Annotated in this window: 15 protein-coding genes; 13 read left to right on the forward strand and 2 right to left on the reverse strand. The window is 69.1% G+C overall.

Features of this window, described 5'->3' with window-relative positions:
• Nucleotides 1-44 precede the first annotated feature (44 nt).
• From ACFX43_RS19540 to ACFX43_RS19555, 4 genes are all read left to right on the forward strand, one after another.
• Nucleotides 45-479, forward strand: coding sequence for a CBS domain-containing protein (locus ACFX43_RS19540; RefSeq protein ID WP_378832869.1), 435 nt, complete (start codon nt 45-47; stop codon nt 477-479).
• 93 nt (nt 480-572) lie between these two features.
• Nucleotides 573-1,262 (forward strand): response regulator, encoded by a 690-nt coding sequence (locus ACFX43_RS19545; protein ID WP_378841028.1) that lies wholly within the window; start codon nt 573-575, stop codon nt 1,260-1,262.
• Complete coding sequence (locus ACFX43_RS19550) at nt 1,259-3,877, forward strand: DUF4153 domain-containing protein (protein ID WP_378832873.1); 2,619 nt, start codon at nt 1,259-1,261, stop codon at nt 3,875-3,877. Before ACFX43_RS19545 ends, ACFX43_RS19550 begins: the two co-directional genes overlap by 4 nt.
• Nucleotides 3,878-3,882: 5 nt before the next feature.
• Complete coding sequence (locus ACFX43_RS19555) at nt 3,883-4,257, forward strand: FKBP-type peptidyl-prolyl cis-trans isomerase (RefSeq protein WP_141795436.1); 375 nt, start codon at nt 3,883-3,885, stop codon at nt 4,255-4,257.
• 100 nt (nt 4,258-4,357) lie between these two features.
• Here the strand turns inward: ACFX43_RS19555 and ACFX43_RS19560 are convergent, their stop codons facing one another.
• Both ACFX43_RS19560 and ACFX43_RS19565 read right to left on the reverse strand, forming a co-directional pair.
• Nucleotides 4,358-4,564, reverse strand: a complete 207-nt coding sequence (locus ACFX43_RS19560) for an RNA-binding S4 domain-containing protein (protein WP_378841031.1) — start codon at nt 4,562-4,564, stop codon at nt 4,358-4,360.
• Between the two features lie 54 nt (nt 4,565-4,618).
• Nucleotides 4,619-5,896 carry a DUF445 domain-containing protein gene (locus ACFX43_RS19565; protein WP_378832879.1) on the reverse strand — a complete coding sequence of 426 codons (1,278 nt, stop codon included), beginning with the start codon at nt 5,894-5,896 and terminating at the stop codon, nt 4,619-4,621.
• Between the two features lie 251 nt (nt 5,897-6,147).
• On the opposite strand from ACFX43_RS19565, the gene ACFX43_RS19570 reads away from it, so the two are divergent.
• The 9 genes from ACFX43_RS19570 (at nt 6,148) to ACFX43_RS19610 (ending at nt 15,129) form a co-directional block, all read left to right on the forward strand.
• Nucleotides 6,148-6,447 (forward strand): hypothetical protein, encoded by a 300-nt coding sequence (locus ACFX43_RS19570; RefSeq protein ID WP_378832882.1) that lies wholly within the window; start codon nt 6,148-6,150, stop codon nt 6,445-6,447.
• Nucleotides 6,448-6,610: 163 nt separating this feature from the next.
• Nucleotides 6,611-7,459, forward strand: coding sequence for a nitrilase-related carbon-nitrogen hydrolase (locus ACFX43_RS19575; protein WP_378832890.1), 849 nt, complete (start codon nt 6,611-6,613; stop codon nt 7,457-7,459).
• A 13-nt stretch (nt 7,460-7,472) separates the two neighbouring features.
• Nucleotides 7,473-8,897, forward strand: a complete 1,425-nt coding sequence (gene hydA / locus ACFX43_RS19580) for a dihydropyrimidinase (protein WP_378832895.1) — start codon at nt 7,473-7,475, stop codon at nt 8,895-8,897.
• Nucleotides 8,898-8,901: 4 nt separating this feature from the next.
• Nucleotides 8,902-9,927 carry a TIGR03842 family LLM class F420-dependent oxidoreductase gene (locus ACFX43_RS19585; protein ID WP_378832903.1) on the forward strand — a complete coding sequence of 342 codons (1,026 nt, stop codon included), beginning with the start codon at nt 8,902-8,904 and terminating at the stop codon, nt 9,925-9,927.
• Between the two features lie 2 nt (nt 9,928-9,929).
• Nucleotides 9,930-10,808 carry an ABC transporter permease gene (locus tag ACFX43_RS19590; RefSeq protein ID WP_378832912.1) on the forward strand — a complete coding sequence of 293 codons (879 nt, stop codon included), beginning with the start codon at nt 9,930-9,932 and terminating at the stop codon, nt 10,806-10,808.
• Nucleotides 10,805-11,674: an ABC transporter ATP-binding protein gene (locus ACFX43_RS19595; RefSeq protein ID WP_378832917.1), complete on the forward strand. Its 870-nt coding sequence runs from the start codon at nt 10,805-10,807 to the stop codon at nt 11,672-11,674. Before ACFX43_RS19590 ends, ACFX43_RS19595 begins: the two co-directional genes overlap by 4 nt.
• Entirely contained in the window at nt 11,671-12,438 is a 768-nt protein-coding gene (locus ACFX43_RS19600) for an ABC transporter permease (protein WP_378832921.1), read from the forward strand. Before ACFX43_RS19595 ends, ACFX43_RS19600 begins: the two co-directional genes overlap by 4 nt.
• Nucleotides 12,439-12,503: 65 nt before the next feature.
• The gene (locus ACFX43_RS19605; RefSeq protein WP_378832930.1) at nt 12,504-13,637 is read left to right on the forward strand and encodes an ABC transporter substrate-binding protein; all 1,134 of its coding nucleotides are present in this window, start codon (nt 12,504-12,506) and stop codon (nt 13,635-13,637) included.
• Nucleotides 13,638-13,791: 154 nt separating this feature from the next.
• Nucleotides 13,792-15,129: an aspartate aminotransferase family protein gene (locus ACFX43_RS19610; RefSeq protein ID WP_378832934.1), complete on the forward strand. Its 1,338-nt coding sequence runs from the start codon at nt 13,792-13,794 to the stop codon at nt 15,127-15,129.
• The last annotated feature ends 22 nt before the right edge of the window (nt 15,130-15,151 follow it).

Consider the following 15,151-nt stretch of genomic DNA (forward strand, 5'->3'; position numbering starts at 1 on the left):
ACAGACCCTGGCGTGACGCACGTCACGGCCGCTACCGTTGGTGCATGAAGATCGCGGACGTACTCACTCGCAAGGCGATCGCAGAAGTCGTCACGATCGCATCAACCGCCACCGTGCGTGACCTGCTCGGGGTGCTCTCCGAGCACGGCATCGGAGCCTGTGTCGTCAGCACCGACGACGCCGCCGTCGCCGGGATCGTCTCCGAGCGCGACGTGGTCCGGCGCCTCCACGAGAACGACGCGCTGCTCGCCGCCGAGGTCTCCTCGATCATGACCGCCGAGGTCGAGACCTGTGCCCCCGAGGCCACCATCGACGAGATCCTGGGCATCATGACCAAGCGCCGGATCCGGCACATGCCCGTCGTCTCCCCCGACGGCGACCTGGTCGGCATCGTCAGCATCGGCGACCTGGTCAAGCACCGCATCGACCAGCTCGCCTTCGAGCGCGACCAGCTCGAGGCGTACGTCCACCAGACCTGAGGTCCCGTCCGGATCCGACCTTCACAGGACCTGCACAACTTCTGCAGCCTTTCCGGCGACTCGGGCTTCTAGCCTGAGCATGTGCCAGAACATGTGACCGTGACACGCCGGGTCCTCGTCGTCGAGGACGAGCCGGTCATCAACCAGGCCGTCTCGGACCGGCTCGAGGCGGAGGGATACGACGTCGTCCGGGCGTGGGACGGCCCCGGGGCGGTCTCCTGCTTCGAGGAGACCTCGCCCGACCTGGTCGTCCTCGACGTGATGCTGCCCGGCTACGACGGCCTCGAGGTGTGCCGCCGGATCCAGGCCGTACGCCCCGTGCCGGTCCTCATGCTGACCGCGCGTGTCGACGAGGCCGATGTGCTCGTCGGGCTGGGCGTCGGGGCCGACGACTACCTGACCAAGCCGTTCCGGGCTCGCGAGCTGGTGGCGCGGGTCAACGCGCTCCTGCGGCGGGTGGAGCGGGCCGCCGAGCTGGCCGGGTCGCCGCGGCGTACGGCTGAGATCGGGGGGCTCCGGATGGATCCGGCGGCCCGACGGGTGTGGGTCGACGGCGACGAGGTCAGGCTCACCCCGACCGAGTTCGACCTGCTCGTCTGCCTGGCCGCCGACCCGGGCGCCGTGGTCACCCGCGAGCGACTGCTCGCCGAGGTCTGGGGCTGGAACGACGCCTCCGGAACCCGCACGGTCGACAGCCACGTGAAGGGGCTGCGCGCCAAGATCGGGTCCGAGCGGGTCCGGACCGTGCACGGCGTCGGCTATGCCTTGGAGGCCGGCGAATGACTCCGCTGGAACGAGTGTCCTCGATCAAGGTCAAGCTCGGGCTCCTGGTCGCCGCGAGCGCTCTGGTGGCGGCGGTCGTCGCCTCCGTCGGGCGGATCACCGGGGTCTCCCCGTGGATCTCGATCCCGGTCACGATCGGGATCGCGCTCGCGGTCACCCAGCTGCTGGCGGCCGGGATGACGTCCCCGCTGCGGCAGATGACCGTCGCGGCCAGGCGGATGGCACGGGGCGACTACTCGGTCTCCGTGCCTGCCGTCGGTGCCGACGAGGTCGGTCAGCTGGGCCGTGCGTTCAACACGATGGCCAGCGACCTCGGCGCCGTCGACCGCCAGCGCCGCGACCTGGTCGCCAACGTCTCCCACGAGCTGCGTACGCCGCTGGCGGCCCTCACCGTCGTGCTGGAGAACCTCGTGGACGGCGTCGGCTCCGACCCGGCCGCGCTGCAGACCGCGCTCGGCCAGGCCGAGCGGCTGAGCCGGCTGGTCGAGGACCTGCTCGACCTGGCGCGCGTCGATGCCGGCAAGGCACCGCTGAGCACCGCCTCGGTCGAGCTCGGCCCGCTGCTGGAGGCCTGCGTCGCAGAGACGCTGGCCAACGGGCGGCCGGTCACCTACGAGATCGACGCACCGGCCGACATGGTCGTCGACGCCGACCCCGATCGCCTCAGCCAGCTCGTCGTCAACCTGCTCGACAACGCCTCCCGGCACAGTCCCCGCGGGGGCGTGGTCACGGTGCGCGCCGGCATCGACGGCGAGCGCTACCACCTCGAGGTCCTCGACTCCGGGCCCGGCATCCCCGTCGCCGACCGCGGGCGCGTCTTCGAGCCCTTCGGCACGCTCAGCTCCTCCGGCGAGGGTGGCGGGACCGGGCTCGGGCTCGCCATCGCCCGGTGGGTCACCGACCTGCACGGCGGCTCCATCGCCTTCCTCGACCCGCTCCCCGGCGCCGCCGGCGCCCGCGTGCGCGTCGACCTTCCGCTGCGGCCACCCGCACGCGTTGTCCCCGATCAGCTCAGTCCCAGCCATCTCACCCCCACCCACGAGGAGAGCCAGATGCCCACCACTCCCCCGGCGGCAGAGCCCGCCGAACCGGCCCAGCCGGTCGACAACCCCAGCGCGGACACCGGGGCCGCCTATGCCACACCGTCGGTCCTCGACGACATCTTCGGCACCTACTGGCCCGATTCAGGTGTCGCGGGCAGGTTCGGGCTCTTCATCGGCGCCGTGGTCGCCGGCCTGCTCGGCGGGCTGCTGATCCCCGACCGCAACGCCGGGCTCGGCACGGTGATCGTGCTGCTGGCCGCCGGCGGGGTCGTGATGCTGGCGAGCGAGAAACGTCGAAGCCTGTTCCCGATCGTCTGCTACGTCCTGTTCGCGCTGCTCTCGTCGGTCGCGGTGTTCCGCGACGCCGAGTGGCTCGTCGTGCTGTGCCTGCTCACGGCGATCGCGGTGATCCTGTGTGCCTCCACCCAGGCGAAGACGCTGCTCGGGATCGTGCTGACCGGGATCTCGTGGCCGCTGGCCGGGCTGCGCGGGATCCCGTGGCTCGGACGCACGCTGACCAGCGTCTCCGGCAGGGGTCACGGGGCGGCGGTCGCCCGCACCACGGTGCTCTCGCTGCTCGGCCTGGTGATCTTCGGGCTCCTTTTCACCACCGCCGACGCGGTGCTGGGCAGCTGGGTCGACCAGTTCTTGCCGGACGTACGCCCTGACACCTTCGTGGCTCGGATCTTCATGACCGTCTTCGTCTTCGGGGTCGTGATGGGCGCTGCGTACCTGGCTGTGAACCCGCCCCGGATCGACCGCAACGAGCGTACGTCCCAGCCCGTCGCCAACCGCTACGAGTGGCTGGCTCCGGTCGGTGTCGTGGTCGCCGTCTTCGCCGCGTTCCTGGTCGCGCAGGCGACCGCTGTCTTCGGCGGCGAGGACTACCTGCGCGAGACGACGGGGCTGACGTACGCCGAATACGTCCACCAGGGGTTCGGCCAGCTCACCGTCGCGACCGCACTGACCCTGCTGGTGATCTGGGCGGCGGCGCGCAAGGCGCCGGTGGAGACCGTCGCCGACCGGCTGTGGCTGCGGATCGCGCTCGGGCTGCTCGCCGCGGAGGCCCTGGTCGTCGTCGGGTCGGCGCTGTACCGGATGCACCTCTACCAGGAGGCGTACGGCTTCACCCAGCTCCGTCTGCTCGTCGATGTCTTCGAGGCCTGGCTGGGCCTGCTCGTCATCGCCGGCCTGGTCGCCGCGGTGACCGGCACGGCGATCGGCGGCGGGCTCTGGCTCGGCCGGTTCGCGCTGGTCAGCGGCGCTGTCGCGCTGCTCGGGATCGCCGCGATCAACCCGGACGCGTGGATCGCCGAGCACAACGTCTCGCGCTATGAGGAGACCGGCAAGATCGACACCGACTTCCTCGCCGGGCTCAGCGACGACGCGGTGCCTGCCTTGAAGAAGCTCCCCGAGGACCTACGCAGCTGTGTGCTCGGACCCAACGACCGCGAGGGCGACTGGCTGGAGTGGAACCTCGGCCGCGAGCGAGCCGACGGCCTGACCCCGACCTACCCCGTGACCGCCGACGCGACGGCGTTGTGCCCCAGCGAGAATCGATACGTAGACTGATTTTCATGAGCCAGAAGCCTGAGATCGACTTCGTCGACCCCACCCCTCCGACCGACCTCGTCATCAAGGACATCACCATCGGTGACGGCGAGGAGGCCACCGAGCGCGACCGCGTCTCGGTCCACTACGTCGGCGTTGCGCTGTCCACCGGTGAGGAGTTCGACGCGTCCTACAACCGCGGCGAGCCGCTCGACTTCCGCGTCGGCATCGGCCAGGTCATCCAGGGCTGGGACCAGGGCATCCTCGGCATGAAGGTCGGCGGCCGCCGCCAGCTCGTCATCCCGCCCCACCTGGGCTACGGCGACCGCGGCGCCGGCGGCGCGATCAAGCCCGGCGAGACCCTGATCTTCGTCTGCGACCTGGTCAAGGTCGAGAAGTAGCGGGTTGGAATACCCGGTTAACCGGGTATTCCTGCACTTCTCAGGCAATGCAACGCCGGAGAAGTGCAGGTTTCACCGGTTAACCGGGTATTCCTCCGCACTACCAAGGAACGTCGAAGTCGGCCTCGTCGGAGACCCGGGCGGCCTGCCCGGCGTACTCCACGACGTCGCCGACGCGGAGCTGGCGACCGCGGCGGAGCTCGACCTCACCGTTGACCTTCACCTCGCCGGCGGTGATCGCCGGGCGCGCCTCGGAGCCGGCCTCGACCAGGTTGGCCAGCTTCAGGAACTGACCGAGACGGATGATCTCGTCCGAGATGGGTACGTCGAAGGGTTCACTCACGCGGCCCATCCTCCCCCATCACTCCATCAGGACGGCGACGGTGTGGATGATCACGCCGACGAGGCCGCCGACGATGGTGCCGTTGATGCGGATGAACTGCAGGTCGCGGCCGACGAAGAGCTCGATGCGGCGGGCGGCCTGCTTGCCGTCCCAGCGCTGGATGGTGTGGGTGATGACGGTGGTCGCCTCGCGGCCGTAGCGCTTGACGACGTAGACGGCCACGTCGGAGGCGAGCGCGTCGTAGCGGCGCTGGAGGGTCTCGTCGAGTACGACCTTCTGGGCGTAGCGGACGACCTCGTCCAGGGCACGGCGGCGGACGACGCCGTCGGGGTCGCGCAGGGACGTGGTCAGCGCACGTCGTAGGGCGTCCCAGATCGAGATGGCGGTGTTGATGACGCCGGGGTGGTCGAGCACCCGCTCCTTGAGCCGCTCGGCGCGCTCCATGGTCGCCTCGTCGTGCTGCAGGTTGTCGGCGAGATCGGCGAGCATGGTGTCGATCGCCTTGCGGGCACGATGCTCGGGGTCGTCGCGGATGTCGGCGATCCAGCGGACCAGCTCGACGTGGATGCGGGCGGTCACCGGCTCGCGCAGCACCTGCGGCGTCCACCACGGCGCCCGCTCGCCGAGCACCTCGGTGACGATCTCCTCGTTCTCCTCGAGCCAGCCGTGCAGCTCGACCAGCGCCAGGTCGACCAGGCCGTGGTGGACACCGTCGTCGAGCGCCGCCTGCAGCGTGCCGCCGAGCAGCGGCGCGATCTGCTCCTCGCGCAGACGAGGTACGAACCCGTCCTGGATGATCTCGACGATGTGCCGGTTGCTGATCCGGGAGAGCCCGTCTGCGACCACGGTGGAGACCTCGTCGACGACCCGCTTGGCGTTGGGCTCCTCGGCGAGCCACAGCGCGAGCCGAAGCGACGGCATCGCGACCCCGAGCCGCTCGCGGATGGTCTCCTCCTGCAGGAAGTTGTCCTGGACGAACTCCTCGAGGCTGGCGCCGAGCTCGTCCTTCCGCTTCGGGATCAGCGCGGTGTGCGGCACCGGCAGCCCCAGCGGGTGACGGAACAGCGCGGTGACCGCGAACCAGTCGGCCATCGCGCCGACCATCGATGCCTCGGCGCCGGCGTTCACGAACCCCCAGAACCCGTCCAGCCGAAGGGTCAGCAGATAGACGATGGCGGCCACGACCAGGAGCCCGGTGGCGACGATGCGCATGCGGCGCAGTGCCTGGCGGCGTACGACATCGGCCTCGGTCTCGACCATCAGGCCGCCGATGCCGGCGCCCCCAGGAGAACTCATGGGCTCAATTGTGCCGGGTCGCCCCACGCGAGGGCGATCTGCAACACCAGGGTCATGGTTTCTATAGGTTACTCACGGGTCGGCCCACAGGTGAGTTACAAAGCACCCAAGGGCGTCACCGATCCCTTCCCCTGCTCGTTGGAGTGGGCGAGAGTGCCTCGGGGGAGGCACACGTCCCACCGAGGAGATACATGTCGTCGCACAACGCGGACGGTGTGGGGTCGCATCTGTTCGACTCGTCGAGGAGCGCTATGTCGTTGACCACCGCCGCCAAGGTGGAGGTTCTGAGCGTCCTCGTCCGCGCCGGCCGGGAGGCCCGCGCCCCACTCACCCCGCACGACTGCAACACCGTGGTCGAGACCAGTGCCCATCTCGCCGAGATCGCGCCGACCCTTTCAGAGGGCACGCCCGGCGAGCGGGCCCGCGCGACCCGCTCCGCGATGGAGCTGTTCCTCTCGATCGACTGCCCCCAGCTCGCGCCCGAGCTCCGCGAGGAGCTCGCCAGGGCCGTCGAGCACGTGGTCGTACGTCATCCGGCGACCGCCGCCTAGATCCGAAAAGTTTCAGGCGCGAGATAGTTTCAACAAAATTGCCGTCGCGGCCCCAAGGGCCTCGGCGGCATGTTTGTATTTGAGAGGTAACCCAGGGGAAACGACTCCCAGGAACGATTGCGGGACTCGTAGCTCCGCGGGTTCATGACTGGGAGGTAGTTGCATGACCATCGTCAAGGCCGCGATCAGCCAGACCACCTGGACCGGGGACAAAGCCTCCATGCTGGACAAGCACGAGGGCTTCGCGCGGGACGCCGCCGCGCAGGGCGCCCAGGTGATGTGCTTCCAGGAGCTCTTCTACGGGCCCTACTTCGGGATCACCCAGGACAAGAAGTACTACCGCTACGCCGAGCCGGCCGACGGGCCGATCGTGCAGCGCTTCGCGAGCCTGGCCAAGGAGCTGGGCATCGTGATGGTGCTGCCGATCTACGAGGAGGCGGACACCGGGGTCTACTACAACACCTCCGTGCTCGTCGACGCCGACGGCACGATCCTCGGCAAGTACCGGAAGAACCATCTGCCCCACGTCGAGAAGTTCTGGGAGAAGTTCTACTTCCGCCCCGGCAACCTCGGCTACCCGGTCTTCGACTCCGCGGTCGGGAAGGTGGGGATGTACATCTGCTACGACCGCCACTTCCCCGAGGGCTGGCGCGAGCTCGGGCTCAACGGGGCCCACATGGTCTTCAACCCCAACGCCACCAAGCCCGGGCTCTCCAACCGGCTCTGGGAGATCGAGCAGCCTGCCGCCGCGGTCGCCAACGGCTACTTCGTGCTCGCACCCAACCGGGTCGGCCTGGAGGACAACGAGTACGGCGACGAGGCGGTCAACTTCTACGGGATGTCGCAGGTCGTCGACCCCCGCGGCAACTACGTGGGCGAGCTCGGCTCGGGCGAGAAGGAGGAGCTGCTCGTACGCGACCTGGACATGGACATGGTCCAGGAGATGCGCGACGACTGGCAGTTCTACCGCGACCGGCGGCCCGATTCGTACACCGCCATCCCCCGACCCTGAGGAGGGCCTCCGCATGACCACGCTCATCACGGGCGGCACGGTCGTCTCCGCGACCGGCCGCACCCAGGCAGACGTGCTGGTGGACGGCGAGAAGATCGTCGCGCTCATCTCCCCCGGGAGCACTCCGCTGGGGACGATCGAGGCCGACGTGACCATCGACGCGACCGGGAAGTACGTCATCCCCGGCGGCGTCGACGCCCACACCCACATGCAGCTGCCGTTCGGTGGCACCAACGCCAGCGACACCTTCGAGACCGGCACCCGGGCCGCAGCCTGGGGCGGCACCACGACGATCATCGACTTCGCGGTGCAGCGCTACGGCGAACGCGTACAGGACGGGTTGGCGCACTGGCACGAGCTGGCCGCCGGCAACTGCGCGATCGACTACGGGTTCCACCAGATCATCGGCGGGGTCGACGACGACGCGCTCAAGGCGATGGACTCGCTCGTGGACGAGGGGATCACCTCCTACAAGCTGTTCATGGCCTACCCGGGTGTCTTCTACTCCGACGACGCGCAGGTGCTGCGGGCGATGCAGAAGGCGACCGACCACGGGCTGCTGACCATGATGCACGCCGAGAACGGGCCGGCGATCGACGTGCTCGCCGCGCAGCTGGCCGAGTCCGGCAAGACGTCTCCCTACTACCACGGCATCGCGCGTGCCTGGCAGATGGAGGAGGAGGCCACCCACCGGGCGATCATGCTCGCCGACGTGACCGGGGCTCCGCTCTACGTGGTGCACGTCAGCGCCAAGCAGGCGGTCGCGCAGCTGGCCACGGCCCGCGACCACGGGAAGAACGTGTTCGGCGAGACCTGCCCGCAGTATCTCTACCTCTCCCTCGAGGACCAGCTCGGCGCGAGGTCGGAGGAGTGGGGCGACTTCGAGGGCGCCAAGTGGGTCTGCTCGACCCCGCTGCGCTCGCGCGAGGAGGGCCACCAGGACGCGATGTGGCAGGCGCTGCGCACCAACGACCTGCAGATGGTCTCCACCGACCACTGCCCCTTCTGCATGAAGGAGCAGAAGGAGCTCGGCAAGGACGACTTCCGGGCCATCCCCAACGGGATCGGGTCGATCGAGCACCGCGTCGACCTGCTCTACCAGGGCGTGGTGACCGGGCAGATCACGCTCGAGCGGTGGGTGGAGCTGATCGCGACCACACCAGCGCGGATGTTCGGGCTCTACGGCCGCAAGGGCGTCATCGCACCTGGGGCGGACGCCGACATCGTCGTCTACGACCCGAACGGTCACACCTCCATCGGAGTCGGCAAGACCCATCACATGAACATGGACCACTCGGCCTGGGAGGGCTACGAGATCGACGGGCATGTCGACGTGGTGCTCTCCCGCGGTTCCGTGGTCGTCGCCGACGGCGAGTTCAGGGGCACCAAGGGCCATGGCAGCTACCTCAAGCGCGACCTCTCCCAGTACCTGGTGTGACGTCATGGACTTCGGTGTCGTCCTCCAAACCAACCCGCCCGCCTGGCGGGTCGTCTCCCTGGCGAAGCAGGCCGAGGCGTACGGCTTCGACTACGTGTGGACGTTCGACAGCCACCTGCTGTGGATGGAGCCGTACGTCATCTACAGCCAGATCCTCGCCGAGACCCGCACCATCAAGGTCGGTCCGTTCGTGACCAACCCGGCGACCCGCGACTGGACGGTGACGGCGTCGGTCTTCGCGACCCTGAACGAGATGTACGGCAACCGCACCGTCTGCGGGATGGGGCGCGGCGACTCGGCGGTGCGGGTGCTCAACGGGAAGCCGTCGACGATCAAGGAGATGCGCGAGGCGACCCGGGTGATCCGCGAGCTCGCCAACCGGCGCCCGGTCGAGATCAACGGCACCACGCTGCAGTTCCCGTGGGCCAAGCGCTCCGAGCTGGAGGTGTGGATCGCCGCCTACGGCCCGCTCGCCTTGAAGGCGGCCGGGGAGGTCGGCGACGGGTTCATCCTGCAGCTGGCCGACCCCGACATCACCGAGTGGATGATCGGGGCGGTCAAGAAGGCGGCCTCCGACGCCGGCCGTGACCCGGAGTCGCTCACGTTCTGCGTGGCCGCTCCCGCGTACGTCACCGACGGGTCGCCCGAGGTCCTGGATCATGCCCGCGAGCAGTGCCGCTGGTTCGGCGGGATGGTGGGCAACCACGTCGCCGACATCGTCACCAAGTACGGCAGCGGTGCCGTCCCGCAGGCGCTCACCGACTACATCAAGAACCGCGAGGGCTACGACTACAACGAGCACGGGCGGGCCGGCAACGTCCACACCCAGTTCGTGCCCGACGAGATCGTCGACCGGTTCTGCATCCTCGGCTCGGTCGAGGAGCAGGTCGCCAAGCTCGAGCAGCTCAAGAGCCTCGGCGTCGACCAGTTCGCCGTCTACCTGCAGCACGATGCGATGGACCAGACCCTGGCGGCGTACGGCGATCTGGTGATCCCCCGGGTGAACCGGCCCGCGACAGCGAAGGCCTGAGGGTGGGTCGCGTCGTCACCGGGGTCACCCGGACGGTCAGCGGGCTGCTCGGGCTGGCCCTGGTGGTGGCGCTGTGGGAGGGCTACAAGCAGTTCGGTCCCGAGGCCGGCTGGGGCATCGGGGAGGCGCGGATCCTGCCGCGGGCGACCGACCTGGCGATGCCGCACGTGTGGGAGATGGGCACCCGGCTCCTCGAGCCGGAGACCTCCGCCTCGACCTCCTCACCGCTGTGGCTGGTCATCCTCCAGGCGGCCCTGGTGTCATTGGGGATCGCGTGCGTCGGGCTGCTCGTCGGCACCGTCGTCGGACTCGCGTTGGCGCTGGCCATGGACCGGTTCCAGCTCGCCGAGCACGGCCTGCTGCCGTGGATCGTGCTGTCCCAGACGGTGCCGCTGATCGCGTTCGCACCGATGGTGAAGTCGTGGGGATCGAACATCGCCATCGGCGCCTGGGAGTGGCCGGCCTGGATGTCGGTCGCCGTGATCGCCTCCTATCTCGCCTTCTTCCCGGTCGCCGTCGGAGCGCTGCGAGGGCTCCAGTCGCCGACCGTGGCGCAGCGCGAGCTCTTCAGGACGTACGACGCCGGCTACTGGCCCACGCTGCGCAAGGTCAAGCTGCCCGCCGCCGTGCCCTACCTGCTCTCCTCGCTGCGCCTGGCAGCGGCCGCCGCTGTGGTCGGGACGGTCGTGGCGGAGGGATCGATCGCCTACCTGGACGGCATCGGACGCAAGCTGATCGGCTACGGCGGCCAGGCCTCCGGCGACCCTGCCAAGGCGTGGGCGCCGATCTTCGGCGCGGCCGTCCTGGGGCTGCTCGCCGCCGGGGTGGTCTGGCTCGTCGGTGTCGCACTGCGGCGCTATCGGCGGGGTGAGGCGACATGATCGACGACGGAAAGGCCACCGTGACCTCTGACTCCCCCTCGACGACGCCCACACCCGAGAGCGGCGACGAGCCGGTCACCCCCGCCGTCTCGCTGGCCGGGGTGACCAAGCAGTTCGCGAGCAAGCAGGGCCAGGTGCAGGCGCTGGCCGACATCGACCTGAGCGTGGCACCGGGCGAGTTCGTCTCGCTCATCGGGCCCTCGGGCTGCGGCAAGTCGACGCTGATGAGGCTGGTGGCCGATCTCGAAACCCCCTCCGAAGGGATTGTGCAGGTGTTCGGCAAGACCGCGACGCGCGCCCGGAAGGACCAGGACTACGGGATCGCTTTCCAACAGTCGGGGCTGCTGGCGTGGCGTACGGTCGCCGACAACATCGCGGTGCCGCTGGAGCTGCACAAGGTCTCCAGGCGCAGGCGACAGGAGCGGGTCGCCGAGCTGGTCGCCCTGGTCGGGCTGGAGGAGTTCACCGGGCACTACCCGGACCAGCTCTCCGGCGGCATGCAGCAGCGGGTGGCGATCGCCCGGGCTCTCGCCGAGCAGCCTCGGCTGCTGCTGATGGACGAGCCGTTCGGCGCGCTCGACGAGATGACCCGCGAGCGTCTCCAGACCGAGCTGTCCCGGCTGGTCCGCAAGACCGGTGCCGCGGTCGTGTTCGTCACCCACTCGATCCCGGAGGCGGTCTTCCTCTCCGAGCGGGTCGTGGTGATGTCGCCGCGGCCGGGCCGGATCACCCGGATCGTGCCGACCGGCCTCGGCCCCGACATCGTCCGCGACGAGGTGCTGCGCGAGTCGGAGCGCTTCTACGAGCTGGTCACCGAGGTCCGCGAGGCGCTGCACTCGCGGCTCGCCTCCGGGGCAGGCTCATGACGCTGTCGCCCTCGCGCCTGCTCGCCCCGCTCGTGGTCGGGCTCCTCGGCCTCGCCCTGTGGGCGCTCATCGTCGACGGGCTCGGCATCGGCACCTTCTTCCTCCCTGGTCCCGGCGAGGTCGTCACCGCACTCGGGGAGAGCTGGGAGCCGATCCGCGCCGCCTTCTGGGTCACCGCGGTCAACTCGCTGTGGGGCCTGGCTGCGGGCGCGGTCCTCGGCGTCGCGCTCGCCGGCGTCGCCGCCGCCACCCGGCTCTTCGACGGCATGCTCGGACCCCTGGTCGCGATCCTCGCGGTCATCCCGATCGTCGCGATCGCGCCACTGCTCTACACGATGCTCGGCACCGACCAGGAGACGCCGCGGCGCATCATCGGCGGCATCGCCGCGTTCGTACCCGTCTTCATCAACACCCTCCGCGGCCTGCGGCAGACCACTCCCCTGCAGCGCGATCTGATGAGGACGTACGCCGCCGGGCCGGTGCAGCGCTTCCGCACCGTCACGCTTCCCGTCGCGATCCCGTACACCTTCACCGGGCTTCGCGTGGCCGGCTCGCTGGCGGTCATCTCGGCGCTGGTCGCGGAGTACTTCGGCGGGGTCAACAACGGTCTCGGCAGCGCCATCAAGAACGCCGCGACCTCCAACCATGCCCGGGCATTCGCGTACGTCGGGGGCGCGATCGTGCTCGGCCTGCTGGTCTTCGCGATCACGGCCGCACTGGAGCGGCTGGCGCGCAGGGCCTATCCGTCAGGAGAGAGCCGCTAGGCGTACGGCCTCCTTCTCGCAGTGTCGCGCGGAGGTCTCGACAAACTAGGACCACCGGAGGAGAAATGAACAGTTTCATACGACAAGGGCTCGCTGCCGCGGCCGCCGTGGTACTGACCTTGGGGCTCGCCGCCTGCGGCGGCTCCGACAGCGAGGGTGATGGCGACGGCGACCTCACCCAGGTCAAGCTGCAGCTGCAGTGGCTGCCGCAGGCACAGTTCGCCGGCTACTACGCGGCGATGGACCAGGGCTTCTTCGAGGACGAGGGGCTCGACGTCGAGATCATCCCCTCGGGTGGCGACATCGTGCCGCAGGACGCCCTGGCCAACGGAGACGTCGACTACGCGGTCGCCTGGGTGCCGAAGGTGCTGGGCTCGATCGAGGGCGGCGCCAACCTGACCAACATCGCCCAGATCTTCCAGCGCTCGGGCACGCTGCAGGTCTCCTGGGCGGACTCCGGCATCGAGTCGGTCGCCGACTTCGAGGGCAAGAAGATCGGCTCGTGGGGCTTCGGCAACGAGTGGGAGATCTTCGCGGCGATGGCGGCGGAGGGACTGGACTCCAAGTCCGTCTCGATCGTCACCCAGGACTTCAACATGAACGCGTTCCTCCAGGGCGACATCGACGCGGCTCAGGCGATGACCTACAACGAGTACGCCCAACTGCTGGAGGCCGAGAACCCCGAGACCGGGGAGCTCTACCAGCCCTCGGACTTCAACGTCATCTCCTACGAGGACACCGAGGGCGCGATGCTCCAGGACGCGCTGTGGGCAGACACCGAGCGGCTCTCGTCGGACGCCGACTACGAGGAGACGACCGTCAAGTTCCTCAAGGCGGTCGTCAAGGGCTGGGCCTACGCCCGGGACAACGCCGAGGAGGTCGCCCCGACCATGGCCGAGCACGAGTCCACCTGGGGACCCTCGCACGAGCTGTGGATGCTCAACGAGACCAACAAGCTCATCTGGCCGGCCGAGAACGGCGTCGGGGTCATCGACGAGGCGGCCTGGAAGCAGACCGTCGACGGCGCGCTCTCCGCGACCAACGAGAAGGGCGAGAAGCTGATCAGCAAGGCTCCGCCGGAGACCGCCTACTCCAACGAGTACATCGAGAAGGCGCTCGACGAGCTCGGCGACGAGGTCGACAGCAAGGGCACCGACTTCAAGCCCATCGAGGTGGAGGTCACCGCCGGCGGCGCGTGATTCAGTCGCCTATAGCACCCGAATGTAACGAAAACGTAGCCGTCGACCTGATATACCGTCGTAATCGGTATTCCGGTTCGGCGGCTACGTTGCCGTTTCCGGCGTAGAGTGAGAATCCAGATCCATGTCCGCCCACGCACCCCAGGGGACAGCCTTGACCAGCGCCGAAACCACCTCAGCGGGGGTCACCCCCGACCCCGTCCTCGATGCCCGCGCCTACGATCTCGACCGGGCGCACGTCTTCCACTCCTGGTCCGCCCAGGCGTCGCTGAAACCGCTGGTCATCGCCGGCGGCAAGGGCTCGCGGGTGTGGGATCACTCCGGACGTACGTATCTGGACTTCTCCTCCCAGCTGGTCAACACCAACATCGGCCACCAGCACCCCCGAGTGGTGGAGGCGATCAAGAAGCAGGCCGAGACGCTGACCACGATCGCGCCGACGACGGCCAACCTGGCCCGCGGCGAGGCGGCCGAGCGGATCACCGACATCGCGCCGGTCGGCTTCAACAAGGTCTTCTTCACCAATGCCGGGGCCGACGCGGTCGAGAACGCGATCCGGATGGCGCGCATCCACACCGGCCGCGACAAGGTGCTCTCGACCTACCGCTCCTACCACGGCAACACCGGGGCGGCGATCGTCGCGACGGGCGACTGGCGACGGATCCCGAACGAGTACGCCCGCGGCCACGTCCACTTCTTCGGCCCCTACCTCTACCGCTCGGAGTTCTGGGCGACCACGCCGGAGCAGGAGGCCGAGCGCGCCCTCCAGCACCTGCGCCGGGTCATCGAGTCCGAGGGACCCGCCTCGATCGCGGCGATCCTCTTGGAGACCATCCCCGGCACCGCCGGGATCATGATCCCGCCGCCGGGCTACCTCCCCGGGGTCAGGGCGCTGGCCGACGAGTTCGGGATCATGCTCATCCTCGACGAGGTCATGGCCGGCTTCGGCCGCACCGGCGAGTGGCTGGCCCTGGATGCCTACAACGTCGTTCCCGACCTGATCACCTTCGCCAAGGGGGTGAACTCCGGCTACGTACCTGCCGGCGGGGTGATCATCTCCGACCCGGTCGCGGCGACCTTCGACGACCAGGTCTTCCCCGGCGGGCTCACCTACTCCGGGCACCCGCTCGCGATGGCGTCGATCGTGGCGACCATCGAGGCGATGAACGAGGAGGGCATCGTCGACAACGCCGCGACCATCGGCACCGACCACATCGCCCCCGGCCTCGCCTCGCTGGCCGAGAAGCACGACGTGATCGGCGAGGTACGCGGCACCGGGGTCTTCTGGGCCCTCGAGCTCGTCGCCGACCGCGAGACGCGGGAGCCGCTGCCGGCCGCGACGATGGGCCGGATCAAGTCCGACCTCATCGCCCGCAACCTGATCCCGTTCACCATGGAAAACCGCATCCACGTGGTGCCCCCGTGCGTCGTCACCCCCGACGAGGTCGCTGAGGCGATCTCGATCTACGACGACGTGCTCGGCTCGCTGTAACAGCTCTCTAAAGGACGCATGA

Origin of the sequence: Nocardioides sp. YIM B13467, from assembly GCF_042788075.1 — a bacterium.
GTDB lineage: Bacteria > Actinomycetota > Actinomycetes > Propionibacteriales > Nocardioidaceae > Nocardioides.